We start from the raw sequence: 15,069 nt of genomic DNA, 5'->3' as shown, positions 1-15,069 counted from the left end.
CCGATCGGTCGTCGGCCTTGGCGCGCCGCTTGACCTCGTGGAGCACGTCGTAGGGCAATGGGGGTGATCCGTGTACGCGCACCGGCCACGCCACCAGCCACGCAGGCCGTGCCTCCGGACCGGGCCGCGTCCTCAACCGGCTGCGGCCGAGCGCGCTACGCCGAGGCGATCATGTCGAGGGAAACCTGCCACAGTCGCGCCGCCGCGTCGGGGTCGAGGGCATGGTCCGCGACGCCTCCGGAGGCCCCCGGCGCATGGCGACGCGCTTCGTCGCAGTCCTCGAAGTACCGGCCGCCCACGCCTTCGAGCCGGGGCGAGACAGCGAGCAGTACGGATGTGGCCGCGCCCTGCTGCGGCGTCTTGAACACATAGCCGCCGGTAGCGACCGTACGGTCGAGCTCCGCCGGGCTCAGATGTCGCGTCAGGTTCGACAAGATCGCCCCGGGGTGTGCCGCGTTGACGGTGATGCCGTCGCCGGCCCAGCGCCTGTTCCCCTCGACCGCGAACAGGACGGTGGCGGTCTTGGACTGGGCGTAGGCGACCCGGGGGTCGTACGCGCGCACCCGGAAGTGGATGTCGTCGAAGTCCACCGGGTTCCGCAGATGCGCGATCGAACTGAGCGCCACGACTCGGGCCCGGCCGGCTGCCGCGAGGGCCGGGTGCAGCCCCGTGGCGAGCGCGAAGTGGCCGAGATGGTTGGTGGCGAACTGCAGCTCCCAGCCCTCCGGCGTCCGTGTCTCGGGCGTCATCATCACGCCGGCGTTGTTGACGAGGATGTGCAGCGGGCCGTCCCACGCGGCCGTGAAAGCCGCGACGGACGCCTGGTCGGCGAGATCCAGCGGTGCGACGAGGACATGCTTGTTGCCGGTGGTCGCGCTGATGTCCTCGGCGGTCCGCTCACCGGCCTCGACGCTCCGTACCGCAAGGGTCACCTCCGCGCCCGCGGCCGCGAGCGCCCGGGCGGTCTCGACACCGATGCCGGATGCAGCGCCGGTCACGACGGCGCGGTGGCCGGTCAGGTCGATACCCGCCACGACCTCGGCGGCGGTGGTGCGGGCGTTGAACGGCGCGGACTCGGTCATGTCCTTCTCTCTCCGTTGATCTGTAGATCCGTAGCGGCTGTCGTGGCTGTCGCAGCGGCTATCCCGACGACGTGCTCGGCGCAGTCGTCCGGGCAGTCGCGGCCCGGCCGGACGGCGGCTGCGTGGCCAGGTGCGCGAGCAGCTGAAGCCGTTCGTGGGACGGGGAGCCGGGCTCCGCGTGGTACGTGACCAGCATCTGACCCGGTGCGCCGGGGAGCGCCAGCTTCTCGTAGTGGAGATCGAGGGAACCGACCTGCGGGTGCAGCAGGCGCGTGACCCCGCTCGTCTTCTGCCGTACGTCCTGGCGCGCCCAGAGTGTCCGGAAGCGCTCGCTGCGCAGGCTGAGTTCGCCGATCAGCTCGGTCAGCTGCGGATCGTCGACGGCGCCACCGATGACCGACCGCAGGTACGCGACAGCCTTGGCGGTCATCTCGTCCCAGTCGCGGTAGAGCTCCCGCATCTCCGGCTCCAGGAACGCCGCGCGCAGGCTGTTCACTCCGGGTGAGTAGTACGGGCTGAGCGCGACGGCCATCGCGTTGGCGGCCAGGGTGGTCATGTAGCGGCCGTGGACATGGGCGGGCGTGGTGGTCCAGTTGTCGATCAGGCTCTGCACGCTCGCGCTGACCCGCTCCGGCCGGGCGGGCCTGCGCCTGCCGGCTCGCGCCGGGCGGGCCAGCTGGCGCAGATACGTCTCGGCGTCGGTGTCGAGCCGCAGGGCGCGGGCGATGCTGTCGAGGACCTGGTCGGAGGGGTGCTGGTCGCGGCCCTGTTCCAGGCGCAGGTAGTACTCCACGCTGATGCCCGCGAGCAGCGCGACCTCTTCCCGCCGCAGTCCGGGCACCCGCCGGCGCGTGCCCGTGGGCAGACCGACATCGTCCGGGCGTACCCGCTCGCGGCGAATCCGCAGGTATTCACCGAGTCCGTTTCCCGTACGTCCCGTAGCCATGATTTCCAGGGTAGGGCCAGGTGCGCGGTTCATCCTGTCCCTGTGAGTACCAGTGTCAGTGGGGACTTACTGTCGGTGATGATCCGCCGCATTATCGACACCATGAGAATGAATGAACGAGGAGGCCGGGCATGAGCGGCGAATTGGTGCTGGTAACCGGGGGATCGGGATTCGTCGGCGCGCATTGCGTCGTGCGGCTTCTGGACGCGGGCTATCGCGTACGGACGACTGTGCGTTCACTCACGCGTGAAGCCGATGTGCGCGCAATGGTGAAGGCGGGCGGCGCCGAACCGGGAGAGGCTCTCTCATTCGCCGTCGCCGACCTTTTGTCCGACGCGGGCTGGCCGGAAGCCGTCGCCGGCTGCGACTTTGTGCTTCATGTCGCGTCGCCCTTCCCTCCTGGCGTGCCGAAACACGAGGACGAACTCATTGTCCCGGCACGGGAAGGGACGCTGCGTGTGCTGCGGGCCGCGCGGGACGCGGGCGTCAGACGCGTCGTACAGACCTCTTCCTTCGCCGCGATCGGGTACGGCCACCAGCACACGGACCGGCCCTTTTCCGAGGAGAGCTGGACGGACCCGAACGCTGACGTGAGCGCCTATGTGAAATCGAAGACCTTGGCCGAGCGCGCGGCGTGGGATTTCATCGCCCGTGAAGGCGGATCTCTGGAGCTCTCGGTCATCAATCCGGTCGGGGTGTTCGGTCCCGTGCTCGGGCCGGACTATTCGGGCTCCATCCAGCTCGTACGGCTTTTGATGGACGGCGCGATGCCGGGCACTCCCCGGCTTTCCTTCGGCGTTGTCGACGTACGGGACGTGGCGGACCTGCACCTGCGCGCCATGACCAGTCCCGCTGCCAAGGGCGAGCGATTCCTGGCCATCGCGGGCGACGGCATGACGATGAATGACATCGCCCTTCTACTGAAGGCCCGCATGGGCGACGCGGCGAAACGCGTCCCGACCAGAATGCTGCCCGACGTGATGGTGCGGCTCACCTCACTGATCGCCCCCTCGCTCAAGCCGATCGTTCCCGACCTGGGAAAGGTCAGAAAGGCCAGCAGCGAGAAGGCCGGACGCGTGCTCGGCTGGGCGCCGCGATCGAACGAGGAAGCCATCGTCGCGACAGCCGAGAGCCTGGTACGACTCGGGCTGCTCCGGAACCCGCGAAAGGCGGCGTGAGCCGCCGCCCTGGCCGTACGCCATGGATCAGAACGCGATGATCAGTACGCCACGAGCGTGAGGTAGGCGAAGCCGAGGATGCCGCGGTAGCCCAGCCACATGTCCCGATGCGCGTCAGCCGCGGCGCGGACCGTGTCCGCCTCTGCGTGGTCGCCGTGAGACGCGAGCCACTCCTCCTTGCCGGCGAGGTATCCGGATTCGAACTGCTCCCACTCGTCGAGGGTCGCCGTCTCGATCCACAGGGGGCGAAATCGCGCGGCGGCCGCGAGACCGACGAGCGTGGTGAGGTCGGTGTGCTCGTCGGCTGAGGCGTCGGGCCACATTCCCGCGAGTTCGCCGGCCGTCGGAGGCCGCTGCCAGAAGCTCTCACCGAACAGCACCCTGCCGCCCGTCCTCACCCTGCCCCTCAGCGCTCGCAGCGCCACGGCGGTGTGGGCCGGCGGCTCGGCGTCCCCGAACGCGTGGCTCGATCCGACGCAGAGGGCGAGGTCACCGGGCTCGGAGGAGAAGCCGGCGACGGGCTCTTCGACAAACTGGACCCGATCGCCGAGCCCTCGCTTCTCGGCGTTCTCGCGGCCTCTGGCGAGATGATCCGCATTGGTGTCGATCCCGGTGCCGACCGCACCGGGCACTGCCGCCAGCACCTGAAGCATCAGTTCCCCCCACCCACAGCCAAGATCGAGCACCGTGGCCGGCCCACTCCTGCCGAGCCGATCGACCAGGCCGGCCGCTCGGGCCGCCGAGAGCGGCGAGTTGAAGTCGAGCCAGGTGTATATGGGCGGCGGCGAAGAGGAGAAGGCGGTCATGATCCCCAGACTAGGCGTGAGCCGGCGCGGGACTGCGCGGTCACCGAGACGACCGACCATGGCCGCCCGCGGCACAAACTCCGTGGCCGGGTCTTCAAATGGCCCAAGCTCTCCGGCGACGAGGCCGAGTGGGTCGTGCTGGAGATCGTGCACGGAGCCGTCGAGGTCCTGCTCGAACTCGACGATGGTTCCGCTGCACCATCGCTTGTGCACGCTCGGTCAATGACCAAGTAGCTGTACGGTCCGCGGGTGTTGAGACAAGGAGCCTGGTCAGTCCACTACAGCTCCCGGGACCTGCCGCAGCCTGAGCCGCAGCCTTGGCACCTGCAACTTTCCCCGGACAAGTGGGAGTTGTGGCTCATGACCTGGGCATTCCTGACGGCACGCCGTACCTGTTGTCGCCGCGCTTCGTCTACGACACGGACCTGAACTCGTACTTCCATCGGGTGAACCTATTGGAGGGCCCGCTGAACAGTCAGATCAACCGGGCGTCGGCCCTCTGCCGGAAGCTGAACTTCCTGATCACCCTCGAACAGCTCCAGCGCGGGCACATCGCCGCGCTCGGTGACATGAACCCGGCCCAACGACTGCACTACCAGCGGATTTTCGGCGACCCCATGCCCCACAGGGTGCGCACGCCACCTCGAACATCGTCAGTTGCACGTAGGCGAGTCGGGCATGGACAATTCGCTTCTCGGTCCGACGCCTTTGAGCTCGGTCGGTGTTCCGCCCAGATCGAACGAGTGGTGGAAGGTGAAGGCGTATGGCGCGGAGCCGTGGTCGTGGAGGTGTTCCAGCCGGGAAACCCCGTCCTGCCAGGTGGGTATCGTGCCGTCGGCAACCCACCAGAACACGTAACCCGGGTGTCCCGTCCTCTCGAACCAGTCGTAACGCCTGTTGAGCGCGGCGCGGTGCAGACCGGTGTAGATGGAGTCGAAGGCGGATCGCAGGTCGGTCCAGAGTGAGAGGGTCGCGGCCAGGGCGGTGGATTCCGCAGTGCGGCCTTTCCCGTACCAGGCCGGAACAGCAAACTCTCCCCATTCACCCCAGTCCGAGTCGAAATCCGTCCGTGCGCCCAGGCTGCGATCTGCCGCTTCAGCACGAGCGATATATCCGGGGTGCTGGCTGATCTCCCGGTAGGCGGCCTCACCGCTCTCGTGGAACTCCCGCGTAAGACGTGCGGGATCGGTGAGGGGTGACTTCAGGACGCCGAACGTGTACAGAGCAAGATGGGGCATGCGTCTCTCCCTGGCCGAGGAGCCTGGTGTGGAAGTCCCTGACGCTTTCGCTGTCTGGGCGTGGACTCGATTCGGTGGCCTGCGCGTGGGGGCGGGGAGCTGTGGGCGTGATCGACTCATCCCCTTGCGGGTGACTCAGGCTGGGCTGGTGGAACCCCTGTGCGACTGCGGGCGGCGCCGAATGTCAGGCGAAGATAGCCCCGACTGCAGGCCCTGTCGAAGTTGCCTTTTCCCTGTCCAAGTGGCCTCTTGCAGAGGCCACCGCGGAGCTGAGGCGGCGAAGCGCCGCCGGGACGTCGCCACACCGCCGGCTGAGCAAAAGCGTGACCTACGCGCGCAGAGCGAGTGGCGGATGCCCGGCGACGTAGTCCGGCAAGAGGATGTTGAAGCGGATCGGCCCGTCGTAGACGCCAAGCTCGACGCGCACGGCCGCCCGTCCAACTCGTGCCCAACTTGGCACCTCAGCACCCGGATTCGCCTCCGAAGTCGCTGCCGAGGAAGCAGTCGCCAAAATCGACTACGTCGAGGACCTCTACCGGGACTGGAACGACGGCAACGGCGCCACCGGCGGGGCCGTCCAGCGCGTTATCGACAAGAACCGTGGGCTGACCAACTATGCGGCCGCCCCACCCTCATTTATATCCTTGGAAATATGCAATGAATAGTGAAAATGTCAGTGAATTCAAGTCCGAATATGCGGTGATTGCACTGAACTTCCGCGAACCCGTAGGGGAGGTCTCCGTACCAGCTTCACTTGACGTGCCGAACGGATCAATCGGGGAGCTGTATCTACCTCTTGAATTCCTGGAATTCTCTTCAATTGAGCCGCGTGGTCGACTCGTCAAGTTTGGCACCCTTGGGCTATTTGGTAGCATCCTATGGGATCCTCACGCCGGGCATGTAGTGGAATCCGCTCGCGGAGTGGAGGGCGTGAGGGTAGTCAATACCACGCTAGAGCATTTCACCTTGTGTATGGGTGGGCTGATTGAGCGTTACCCTTTTGATGAAGACGAAGCTGGCAAAAGTTGGGACATTGCCGCAGCCGGCTTCGAAGATATGGTGCGCCGCATTGATCCGGAAGCTTACGAAGTACACGATAATTACTGGTACGAACTTATGTGGTCTATCAAATCTGGTGACTTTAGTTAAGGGTTGTCCCGTAACTGCTGATCACAAATGAGATGACCTTCCGTATGGCGGGGGCGCTGATCTCACACCTCCAGACGCTCACGCCGGACGCAGACGGTTGGCCCCGGGCCGGGGGGCTGCTAGGGACCAGAGACGCGGCAGCGTGAGGCCCTTTCCAGGAGGAGTTCCCTCTCCCGCGCGTTGCGGGTCAGGGACGCCGCCCTCTCGAACTCCGCGCGCGCCTCCTTCCCCCGTCCCAGGCGCTCCAGCAGATCCCCCCGGACGCTCGGCAGCCAGTGGTAGTCCTTCAGGGCCGGTCCGTCCGCCAGGGCGTTCACCAGCTTCAGGCCGGCCGCGGGGCCCTCCGCCATCGAGACGGCGACCGCTCGGTTCAGCTCCACCACCGGGGACGGGGTCAGGGCCATCAGCCGTCCGTACAGTGCGGCGATGGCCGTCCAGTCCGTGTCCTCGTAGCGCACCGCCTGTGCGTGGCACGCGGCGATGGCGGCCTGGACGGAGTACGGGCCGTGGCCCGCGCGGTGCAGGGCCTCGACGCCGCGGCGGATCAGCATGCGGTTCCACTTGGCGCGGTTCTGGTCGGCGAGCAGCACCGGTTCCCCGTCGGGGCCCGTACGGGCGGCGATACGGGACGCCTGGAACTCCAGCAGCGCGGCCAGGCCGTGGATCTCGGGCTCCTCGGGCATGAGGGCCGCCAGGACGCGAACCAGCCGGAGCGCGTCCTCGCACAGGGCCGGGCGCACCAGGTCGTCGCCGGCCGTCGCGGAGTAGCCCTCGTTGAATATCAGGTAGATGACCTCGAGGACCGACGAGACCCGGGCGGCCCGGTCGGAGCCGTACGGCACCTCGAAGGGAACCCCGGCCTTGGCGAGCGTCCGTTTCGCGCGGACGATGCGCTGGGCGACGGCCGGCTCCGAGGCCAGGAACGCGCGGGCGATCTCCTCCGTCGTCAGCCCGCCCAGCAACCGCAGCGTGAGCGCGATCCGGGCCTCCGTCGACATCACGGGATGGCACGCGGTGAAGATCAGCCGCAGCAGATCGTCGTCGATGTCGTCCACGTCCGCCGGCTCGGGCGGTGGTACGTCCTCCAGCGTGCGCCCGACCTCCGCCAGCTTGCGCGCGTACGTCTCCTTGCGGCGTACGAGATCGATCGCCCGGTGCTTGGCAGTGGCCATGAGCCAGGCGCCCGGCCTGTCCGGGATACCTGACTCCGGCCACTGCTCCAGCGCGGTGACCAGGGCGTCTTGCGCGAGTTCCTCGGCGATGCCCACGTCCCGCACGATGCGGGCGACACCGGCGATGATCCGCGCGGACTCGATCCTGAATACCGCTTCGACCGTCTCGGTCGCGCTTGCTGCCGTCACGGCAACCCATCAGAACAGCCCTATGGGAGCGGGGCAAGCGCAGCCGGATCAGCCTTCGGCGATCTCGCGGACCTCGGCGGTGACCGTCCAGTGCTTCGGGTGGACCTGCAGGAATCGCGAGGCCCACTCCAGGGCCTCGGCCTTGTCCTTGGCCTGGATGAGGGAGTAACCGCCGATGACTTCCTTGCTCTCGGTGAAGGGACCGTCGGTGTAGCTGACCTTGCCGTCGGCCCAGGTGAGGCGGGTGCCCTCGGAGGTCGGGGCGAGACCGGCCGTGTCGAGCATGACCCCGGCCTTGGTGATCTCCTCGAGCAGCGCGCCCATGCGCTCGTCGAACTCGGGGCCGGGGTTGTCGGTGGGCGGGTTCTGCTCGTCGACGTGGATCATCGTCAGGTAGCGCGGCATGGTGACTCCTCGATCGGGAGGGCGGGGGCTTTTCCCTGTCCCTCACCCCTGCGTCGAACGGGAGACGGCCGGATCGACAGCTCCCCCCGGAATTCTTCTGCGAGTTTTCCGAGGCGGCCAACCGGATGTGCCTCCGGTGGCGACGGTTGTCACATTCGCGGGCCCGGCGGTGTCTTCATGTCAAACAGGCACACGTGTCAAACAGCCACACGTGTAAACAGCCCACGTGTCGAACAGGCACACGTACAGGGAGAACACCATGGCGCTACGCGTTCCGAAGGCGGAGCTCACCACCGGGGTCGGCGAAAGCATGATCAAGCAGCTCGGTGCCGTGCCCGAACCCGTCGAGGTGATGTGGCACAACCCCAAGGTCGCCGAGGGATCCTTGGAGCTCGGGGGCAGGACGAGCGAGTGGGACGCGGCCGACCAGAGCCTCAAGTCGTTCGCGCACATGGCCGTCGCGGCACAGGTCGGCTGCGGCTGGTGCCTCGACATCGGCTACTTCCAGGCGCGGAACCACCACCTGGACATGGCCAAGGCGAGCCAGGTGCCGCGCTGGCGGGAGTCGGAGGTGTTCACGCCGCTGGAGCGGGACGTACTGGAGTACGCCGAGGCCATGACGAACACGCCGCCGACCGTCACCGACGAGCTGTCCGCGCGTCTGCTCGACCAGCTCGGCCCGGCGGCGATGATCGAGCTCACCGTGTACATCGCCTTCGCCAACTTCGCGACCAGGAGCAACACGGCGCTCGGGATCGAGTCGCAGGGCTTCTCCGCCGCGTGCGAGATTCCGCTCGCCGCGCGTCCTGAGAATTCCGGCGCGGCGTCCACGGCATGACCGAGGACCCGTTCGTCGCCCATCGCAGCCTGCTGTTCACGGTCGCCTACGAGATGCTCGGGTCGGCGGCCGACGCGGAGGACGTGGTGCAGGAGTCCTGGCTGCGGTGGGCCGACGTCGACCGGTCGCAGGTGCGTGACCCGCGGGTGTACCTCATCCGAGTCGTCACGCGGCAAGCGCTCAACCGCCTGCGAACGCTGTCGCGCCGCCGCGAGGAATACGTGGGCGAGTGGCTGCCGGAACCCCTGCTGACCAGCCCCGATGTCGCCGAGGACGTCGAACTCGCGGAGAGCGTATCGATCGCCATGCTGACCGTGCTGGAAACGCTCGGGCCGGCGGAGCGGGCGGTGTTCGTGCTCCGCGAGGTCTTCGACATGCCGTACGGCGAGATCGCCGAGGCCATCGGGAAGTCCGCGGCCACGGTGCGGCAGATCGCGCGGCGGGCACGCGAGCATGTGGCGGCCCGGCGGCCGCGGGTGCCGGTGAGCCGGTCGGAGCAGCAGGCCGTGGTGGAGCGGTTCCTGATCGCGTTGCGAACCGGACAGTTGCAGGAGCTGCTGGAGCTCATGGCGCCGGACGTGGTCCTGATCGCCGATGGCGGCGGGTTCGCGGCCGCCGCTCGGGCTCCGATCCACGGGGCCGGACCAGTGGCGACGTTGCTCGCGCGCGCGAACCGGGTGGTGGCCGCGTTCGAGGCGAAGCCCGTATGGCTCAACGGGGCGCCTGCGGGCCGGATCGAGATCGACGGGGAGCCGGCGGCGGTGAGTCTCGTGGTGGAGCACGGACGGGTTGCCCGGATCTACGTGATGAGAAACCCACGGAAGCTGACGCGGATGGATGAACCGGCCGAACTCGCCAGGTAAGCCCGCTGCTGCTCCGGCGTCGGGGCCGAAGGCCCGGCCGCGGTCGCCCGCGATGAGGGAAAGTAGATGAGGGAAAGGAGGTTACCCACTCCTCGCCACTCTCAAGGTATAGCGCACCGGGGGGCTTGCGGCAAGACCCCGGTCGTGCCGCAGAATCGCCAGCCGAAGGCAGAATCTGCGGAAATAAATGGGGATTTGTGATGATCGACGTGATCGTTGTCGGCGGCGGACCGACCGGCTTGATGCTGGCCGGCGAATTGCGGCTGGCCGGAGTGCACGTGGTCGTGCTGGAGAAGTTGGCCGAGCCGACCGGGCAGACCCGCGGGCGCGGCCTGCACGTGCGCAGCGTCGAGGTGATGGATCAGCGCGGCCTGCTGGACCGGTTCCTCGCGGTCAGTGAGAAGTTCCAGGTCGGCGGTTTCTTCGGCGGCATCCACAAGCCGTGGCCGGACCGGTTGGACACCGCGCACCCGTACGGCCTCACCACCCTGCAGCCGGTCATCGAGCGGCTGCTCAACGAGCGTGCCCTCGAACTCGGTGCCGAGATCCGGCGCGGCTGCGAAGTGGTCGGGCTGAGCCAGGACGAGGACGGGGTGACCGTCGAGCTGGCGGACGGCACGCACCTGCGCTCGCGCTACCTCGTCGGGTGCGACGGCGGCCGCAGTGTGGTGCGCAAGCTGCTCGGGGTCGGTTTCCCCGGTGAGCCCGCCACGGTCGAGACGCTGCTGGGCGAAATGGAGGTGACCGAGGATCCGGCGACGATCGCCGCCATCGTCACGGAAGTCCGCAAGACCCAACTGCGGTTCGGCGCCATCCTCGACGGAGACGGGGTGTACCGCCTCGTCGTGCCCGCCGAAGGGGTGGCCGAGGACCGTACGACCGCGCCGACCCTCGAGGAGTTCAAGCGGCAGCTGCGGGCCTTCGCGGGCACCGACTTCGGCGCGCACTCGCCGCGCTGGCTGTCCCGGTTCGGCGACGCCACCCGGCAGGCCGAGCGCTACCGGGTCGGCCGGGCGCTGCTGGCCGGCGACGCGGCGCACATCCACCCGCCGACCGGCGGGCAGGGGCTCAACCTCGGCGTCCAGGACGCGTTCAACCTCGGCTGGAAGCTGGCCGCCGAGGTCAACGGCTGGGCACCGAAGGGACTGCTGGACAGCTACCACGCCGAACGGCACCCGGTGGGCGCCCGCGTGCTGGACAACACCCGCGCGCAGATCACGCTGCTGGGTACCGATCCGGGTGCGACCGCGCTGCGGGAGATGTTCTCGAAGCTGATGGACTTCGAGGAGGTGAACCGGTACGTCACCGGGATCATCACCGCGGTCGAGGTCCGCTACGACTTCGGCGAGGGCCACGAACTGCTCGGCCGGAGGATGCGGGACGTGGGGCTGAAACGGGGACGCCTCTACGAGCTGATGCACGGCGGCCGCGGCCTGCTGCTCGACCAGACCGGCCGGCTCTCGGTGGCGGGCTGGGCGGATCGGGTCGACCACGTCGTCGACGTCAGCGAGGAACTGGACGCGCCCGCCGTACTGCTGCGACCGGACGGCCACGTGGCATGGGCCGGCGAAGACCAGCAGGATCTGCTCAGCCAGCTACCCAAGTGGTTCGGCGCCGCCATCAGCTGAACGCACAGCTGTCACCTGTCGTGCTCGTGCTCGTGCTCAGCGCGGCGTGACTGCCTCTACCGCTCATCAGGCGAGGCCGGTTGAGTGGTGCTGGTGCCGAGCGGCAGGGGGTGGTGATCGACCTGGGGGTACGCCGGCTGGTCAGGCGTTCAGTCCGGTGGCGCGTCCGACCGAGATCCCGATCGCGGCCGATCTCGTCGACGTACTTTCGCAGCCGCTGAGGCTGCGACTTCGTACGACGAACGGGTGGCGTGAGCACACGCCGGACTTTTTGGCCGTGACCCGGACGGGAGTCTGCTTGATCGACGTGCGCCCGGAGTCGAAGGCGAGCAAGGCCCGGACCTTGACCGACAGACGGGGGCACCCGTCAGGCCCTTCTCTACCCATCCGGTTCAGGCGTTGTCGGCTGTGGGGTGGAGGAGGCTCTCCGCGATCTCGCGTCACCGGCCGGTTGGGTTCCGCGGGGAACTGGTGACAGTTTGCGAGAGCCCACCAGTAGGCCGTCGCGCACTATCGTCGGCTGATGCGCGCCCACCATATCGACCGCCCAGCCGATCTCGACGTGGTCCGTGAGTCCTATGACCGCGTGGCCGACAACTACGCCCACATGGTGGTGACGACGGGATTCGGCGACATCCGTAGCCATCCATGGCTCAAGGCATCAATCGACGCTTTCGCTGACACCGTGAGCGAGCTTGGGCCTGTCCTCGACGTCGGCTGCGGACCCGGAACGGTGACCGCCTACCTCGCCGAACGCGGACTCGACGTGTCCGGGGTCGATCTCTCTCCTCGCATGATTGAGAACGCGCGCCGTCTTCATCCGCAATGCCGCTTCAGCGTCGCCTCTGCCACCGACCTCGACCTTGGTGAAGCGTCCCTTGGCGGCGTGCTCGGGTGGTGGTCACTGTTCAACCTCCCCCGTGACGTCCTTCCTCAGGTTCTCGCCGCCTTCGCGCGAGCCTTGAAGCCAGGCGGACACTTCATCACCGCTACACACGTCGGTGACGAAGACGCGGTGCGCACCGAGGCATACGGAGGCGTATCCGTTCGTTGGACGACACACAAATGGCGGCCGGAACAACTCGTGGACCTGATCGAGCAGGCTGGACTGCGCCCGGTCGCCGAACTTCGGCTCCCTGCAGATGAGCAAAGCGGGCCAGGTCTGGTCGTCATGGCCAAGCAACCCGGCTGAGAGTCAGGCGTCGGAAGCGCCACAGGGTGTCCCATGCCGGGCAAGGCTCCTCCGGACGGTCGCGACGCCGGGTCGAACGGGGCGAAATGTGGTCGCATCGGTGCAACTGGGATGATCTGCTCGTGCCCGTAGTGGTCGACAGCGGACGTGGAGGCCTTGACCAGCACGCGGGGTCCTGGCGGGTGCCGGCGACGAGGCCGGTGTATGTGGTCGGCGATCGACCGGCCGACCACCCGGTGGCTGAACTCGGCCCCGCTCGCGGCTGATCACCGCGGTCGCCGTGTCGTCGGCCACCTGGGCTGAACCCTCGATGAAGCCCTCGTCAGCGTCCGGTCGCCGATGATTCCCGCTGGTCTTCCAGCCCCTTATTGCTCTGAGGGCGCCGGGTGAGCACGAGCGGGCCGGCCTCGGTGATGGCAACCGTGTGCTCGGAATGAGCGGTGCGCGAGCCGTCGGCCGAGCGGATCGTCCAGCCGTCCGGGTCAAAGACGATCTTGTTGGTGCCAGCGGCGAACCAGGGCTCGATCGCGATCGTCAGGCCGGGACGCAGCTTCCAACCGCGGCCAGGACGACCGTCGTTGGGGATGTGCAGGTCCTCGTGCATCGTGCGGCCGATACCGTGACCGCCGAACTCCAGGTTGACCGGGTAGCCGTACTCGGCGGCGACCGCGCCGATGGCCGCCGAGATGTCCCCAATCTTGTTGCCCGGCTGGGCGACCTTGATCGCGGCTTCCAGGGCGACCTCGGTGGCCTCGATCAGCCGCAGGTCCTCCTCGGCCGGGGTGCCGACGATGACGGAGTGGGCCGAGTCCGCGGCCCAGCCATCGATGGCCACCGCCATATCCATGGTCAGCAGGTCCCCGTCGCACAGCTTGTAGCTGTGCGGCAATCCGTGCAGCACGGCATCATTGACCGAGAGGCACACCACGTTGCGGAACGGGCCCTTGCCGAACGAGGGCGCGTAGTCCCAATAGCAGGACTCCGCGCCGCGCTCCTTGATCCGGCGGCGAGCGTGATGCTCCAGGTCCAGCAGGTTGACCCCTACTGCGGCGAGGTCACCGAGCTCCGCCAGCACCTGGCCGACGAACCGTCCAGTGACGTGCATACGCTCGATCTCTTTGGGAGATTTGTGCTCGATCACTGCGATCCTCGATTCCCCGGGGCGACCGACAGGTATATTTATACCAGAGGGTGGAGTGGTTGCCGCTGGATACCTGCGGCTCTAGCATGTGCGCATGGTTCGCTATCCGCTCGCCCCCGAACAGATCGAGGCGGGCCGACGCCTCGGGGCCGCGTTGCGCTCCGCCCGGGCCGGACGCAGCCCCGTTGAAGTGGCCTTGGCGGCGGAGATCTCGCCGGAGACCCTCCGCAAGATCGAGACCGGCCGGCTGCCGACGCCCGCGTTCGGCACCATCGTCCGGCTCAGCGAGGTACTTGGCGTACCCCTGTCCGAACTCGCCATCGTCTGGCGCACGGACCCTGCCCTGAGCAAGGCCTCCTAGCAACAGCCCTTCGCGGTGCGCCGCCCTCGTCGACGAGCCGCACTCGCCATGGGCGCAAGACGGACGCACACCTCACGGAAGCGTGGGGATCACTGGGTCGTCCTCGGTGGTGGCGACGGAGTACTCCGCGTACGCGGCTGCCATCGATGGTGCCCAGGGTCCACCCGTCCAGGTCGTCGCAGCTGCGAGGTGATCCCCTTCGCCAGCGGGTCCAGCCGGACTTGACTGAGACGTCAGCTCACTTGCCCGGAGACTTCCGATCCTGCCCGGACATCACCGAGACAGGGCGGCGAGCAGGTGTCCCGTCTCAATAGAAGTGGACCATCGAGAGGCCGTGACCTGGGGTGGTTCAGGTTGAGTGCGATGACAACGGCTGGGATGTCTTACTCAACCTGAGCAGCGGGCGTCTGCGGGCTATGCGTCGTCGCCACGGCGGTGAGCGCGCCAGAGGCGCCTGAGGGCTTCGAGCTCGGTTCGAGGGAAGTGCTCGCCCCACTTGCTGCGGTAGCCGCTCTCGCCGTAGGACCGAGCCACCTCGTCGAAGCAGCGGATCACGGTTCGGGCGAGTGTGTCGACGGGGAGCTGGGCCGACCAGATCTCGGTGCCCTTGTTGTCGTGTTCGCTGCCATGTCGCAGTTCCAACACGCGGACCCAGCTGTCGTTGCCTTCGCGATAGAAGATCCAGCGGTAGGCCGTCGGCTCGGCTTCGAACTGTGCGCGGGTCTCCGTCTCGCCGACGATGAGCCGGGCCACCGCCGTCAAGAGCTCCTCGGGGGCATTACTGATGTAGGACGCAATGAGCTCGGCTTTCGCCTGGTGATCCTCAAGGGTGCAGTCGGCCCATCCATGTGCCCCCAGCGTCCAGGTGATGCGCATGCGGG

15 protein-coding genes are annotated in these 15,069 nt (G+C 67.7%); 7 read left to right on the top strand and 8 right to left on the bottom strand.

Features of this window, described 5'->3' with window-relative positions:
* Nucleotides 1–155: 155 nt before the first annotated feature.
* Both ACFVWW_RS18590 and ACFVWW_RS18585 read right to left on the bottom strand, forming a co-directional pair.
* A complete protein-coding gene (locus ACFVWW_RS18590) occupies nt 156–1,082 on the bottom strand; it encodes an SDR family NAD(P)-dependent oxidoreductase (RefSeq protein ID WP_386878549.1) in 927 nt (308 codons plus the stop codon).
* A gap of 58 nt (nt 1,083–1,140) precedes the next feature.
* Nucleotides 1,141–2,028, bottom strand: a complete 888-nt coding sequence (locus ACFVWW_RS18585; RefSeq protein ID WP_386878550.1) for a helix-turn-helix domain-containing protein — start codon at nt 2,026–2,028, stop codon at nt 1,141–1,143.
* 131 nt (nt 2,029–2,159) lie between these two features.
* Between ACFVWW_RS18585 and ACFVWW_RS18580 the strand changes: the two genes are divergently transcribed.
* Nucleotides 2,160–3,206 carry an SDR family oxidoreductase gene (locus ACFVWW_RS18580; protein WP_386878551.1) on the top strand — a complete coding sequence of 349 codons (1,047 nt, stop codon included), beginning with the start codon at nt 2,160–2,162 and terminating at the stop codon, nt 3,204–3,206.
* A gap of 41 nt (nt 3,207–3,247) precedes the next feature.
* On the opposite strand, the gene ACFVWW_RS18575 is transcribed toward ACFVWW_RS18580, so the two are convergent.
* Both ACFVWW_RS18575 and ACFVWW_RS18570 read right to left on the bottom strand, forming a co-directional pair.
* Nucleotides 3,248–4,012: an SAM-dependent methyltransferase gene (locus ACFVWW_RS18575; protein ID WP_386878552.1), complete on the bottom strand. Its 765-nt coding sequence runs from the start codon at nt 4,010–4,012 to the stop codon at nt 3,248–3,250.
* 653 nt (nt 4,013–4,665) lie between these two features.
* Complete coding sequence (locus tag ACFVWW_RS18570; RefSeq protein WP_386878553.1) at nt 4,666–5,250, bottom strand: DUF3291 domain-containing protein; 585 nt, start codon at nt 5,248–5,250, stop codon at nt 4,666–4,668.
* Between the two features lie 657 nt (nt 5,251–5,907).
* On the opposite strand from ACFVWW_RS18570, the gene ACFVWW_RS18565 reads away from it, so the two are divergent.
* The gene (locus ACFVWW_RS18565; protein WP_386878554.1) at nt 5,908–6,399 is read left to right on the top strand and encodes an SUKH-4 family immunity protein; all 492 of its coding nucleotides are present in this window, start codon (nt 5,908–5,910) and stop codon (nt 6,397–6,399) included.
* A 119-nt stretch (nt 6,400–6,518) separates the two neighbouring features.
* Here ACFVWW_RS18565 and ACFVWW_RS18560 read toward each other — a convergent pair whose 3' ends face one another.
* Both ACFVWW_RS18560 and ACFVWW_RS18555 read right to left on the bottom strand, forming a co-directional pair.
* Nucleotides 6,519–7,760, bottom strand: a complete 1,242-nt coding sequence (locus ACFVWW_RS18560) for an RNA polymerase sigma factor (RefSeq protein ID WP_386878555.1) — start codon at nt 7,758–7,760, stop codon at nt 6,519–6,521.
* Between the two features lie 48 nt (nt 7,761–7,808).
* Nucleotides 7,809–8,165 carry a YciI family protein gene (locus ACFVWW_RS18555; protein ID WP_384185293.1) on the bottom strand — a complete coding sequence of 119 codons (357 nt, stop codon included), beginning with the start codon at nt 8,163–8,165 and terminating at the stop codon, nt 7,809–7,811.
* 259 nt (nt 8,166–8,424) lie between these two features.
* On the opposite strand from ACFVWW_RS18555, the gene ACFVWW_RS18550 reads away from it, so the two are divergent.
* From ACFVWW_RS18550 to ACFVWW_RS18535, 4 genes are all read left to right on the top strand, one after another.
* Nucleotides 8,425–9,003: a carboxymuconolactone decarboxylase family protein gene (locus ACFVWW_RS18550; RefSeq protein WP_386878556.1), complete on the top strand. Its 579-nt coding sequence runs from the start codon at nt 8,425–8,427 to the stop codon at nt 9,001–9,003.
* Nucleotides 9,000–9,866, top strand: a complete 867-nt coding sequence (locus ACFVWW_RS18545; RefSeq protein WP_386878557.1) for an RNA polymerase sigma-70 factor — start codon at nt 9,000–9,002, stop codon at nt 9,864–9,866. The genes ACFVWW_RS18550 and ACFVWW_RS18545 overlap by 4 nt, the downstream gene beginning before the upstream one ends.
* Nucleotides 9,867–10,066: 200 nt before the next feature.
* Nucleotides 10,067–11,494, top strand: a complete 1,428-nt coding sequence (rox, locus tag ACFVWW_RS18540) for a rifampin monooxygenase (RefSeq protein WP_386878558.1) — start codon at nt 10,067–10,069, stop codon at nt 11,492–11,494.
* 523 nt (nt 11,495–12,017) lie between these two features.
* Complete coding sequence (locus tag ACFVWW_RS18535; protein ID WP_386878559.1) at nt 12,018–12,686, top strand: class I SAM-dependent methyltransferase; 669 nt, start codon at nt 12,018–12,020, stop codon at nt 12,684–12,686.
* A 322-nt stretch (nt 12,687–13,008) separates the two neighbouring features.
* Here the strand turns inward: ACFVWW_RS18535 and map are convergent, their stop codons facing one another.
* Nucleotides 13,009–13,827 carry a type I methionyl aminopeptidase gene (gene map / locus ACFVWW_RS18530; protein ID WP_386878560.1) on the bottom strand — a complete coding sequence of 273 codons (819 nt, stop codon included), beginning with the start codon at nt 13,825–13,827 and terminating at the stop codon, nt 13,009–13,011.
* Nucleotides 13,828–13,921: 94 nt separating this feature from the next.
* On the opposite strand from map, the gene ACFVWW_RS18525 reads away from it, so the two are divergent.
* The gene (locus tag ACFVWW_RS18525; RefSeq protein ID WP_384185311.1) at nt 13,922–14,188 is read left to right on the top strand and encodes a helix-turn-helix domain-containing protein; all 267 of its coding nucleotides are present in this window, start codon (nt 13,922–13,924) and stop codon (nt 14,186–14,188) included.
* 414 nt (nt 14,189–14,602) lie between these two features.
* Here the strand turns inward: ACFVWW_RS18525 and ACFVWW_RS18520 are convergent, their stop codons facing one another.
* Nucleotides 14,603–15,064: a hypothetical protein gene (locus tag ACFVWW_RS18520; protein ID WP_384337207.1), complete on the bottom strand. Its 462-nt coding sequence runs from the start codon at nt 15,062–15,064 to the stop codon at nt 14,603–14,605.
* Nucleotides 15,065–15,069 lie beyond the last annotated feature (5 nt).

It is taken from the genome of Streptomyces sp. NPDC058198 (assembly GCF_042882605.1).
Classification (GTDB): domain Bacteria; phylum Actinomycetota; class Actinomycetes; order Streptomycetales; family Streptomycetaceae; genus Streptomyces.
Note: the sequence above shows the minus strand (reverse complement) of the source record. Positions and strands in the feature narration are given on the sequence as shown.

Excerpts from the sequence above, each read along its gene's own strand:
- ACFVWW_RS18590 (WP_386878549.1), bottom strand. The coding sequence starts at position 1,082 with ATGACCGAGTCCGCGCCGTTCAACGCCCGCACCACCGCCGCCGAGGTC.
- ACFVWW_RS18585 (WP_386878550.1), bottom strand. The coding sequence starts at position 2,028 with ATGGCTACGGGACGTACGGGAAACGGACTCGGTGAATACCTGCGGATT.
- ACFVWW_RS18580 (WP_386878551.1), top strand. The coding sequence starts at position 2,160 with ATGAGCGGCGAATTGGTGCTGGTAACCGGGGGATCGGGATTCGTCGGC.
- ACFVWW_RS18575 (WP_386878552.1), bottom strand. The coding sequence starts at position 4,012 with ATGACCGCCTTCTCCTCTTCGCCGCCGCCCATATACACCTGGCTCGAC.
- ACFVWW_RS18570 (WP_386878553.1), bottom strand. The coding sequence starts at position 5,250 with ATGCCCCATCTTGCTCTGTACACGTTCGGCGTCCTGAAGTCACCCCTC.
- ACFVWW_RS18565 (WP_386878554.1), top strand. The coding sequence starts at position 5,908 with ATGAATAGTGAAAATGTCAGTGAATTCAAGTCCGAATATGCGGTGATT.
- ACFVWW_RS18555 (WP_384185293.1), bottom strand. The coding sequence starts at position 8,165 with ATGCCGCGCTACCTGACGATGATCCACGTCGACGAGCAGAACCCGCCC.
- ACFVWW_RS18550 (WP_386878556.1), top strand. The coding sequence starts at position 8,425 with ATGGCGCTACGCGTTCCGAAGGCGGAGCTCACCACCGGGGTCGGCGAA.
- ACFVWW_RS18545 (WP_386878557.1), top strand. The coding sequence starts at position 9,000 with ATGACCGAGGACCCGTTCGTCGCCCATCGCAGCCTGCTGTTCACGGTC.
- rox (WP_386878558.1), top strand. The coding sequence starts at position 10,067 with ATGATCGACGTGATCGTTGTCGGCGGCGGACCGACCGGCTTGATGCTG.
- ACFVWW_RS18535 (WP_386878559.1), top strand. The coding sequence starts at position 12,018 with ATGCGCGCCCACCATATCGACCGCCCAGCCGATCTCGACGTGGTCCGT.
- ACFVWW_RS18525 (WP_384185311.1), top strand. The coding sequence starts at position 13,922 with ATGGTTCGCTATCCGCTCGCCCCCGAACAGATCGAGGCGGGCCGACGC.
- ACFVWW_RS18520 (WP_384337207.1), bottom strand. The coding sequence starts at position 15,064 with ATGCGCATCACCTGGACGCTGGGGGCACATGGATGGGCCGACTGCACC.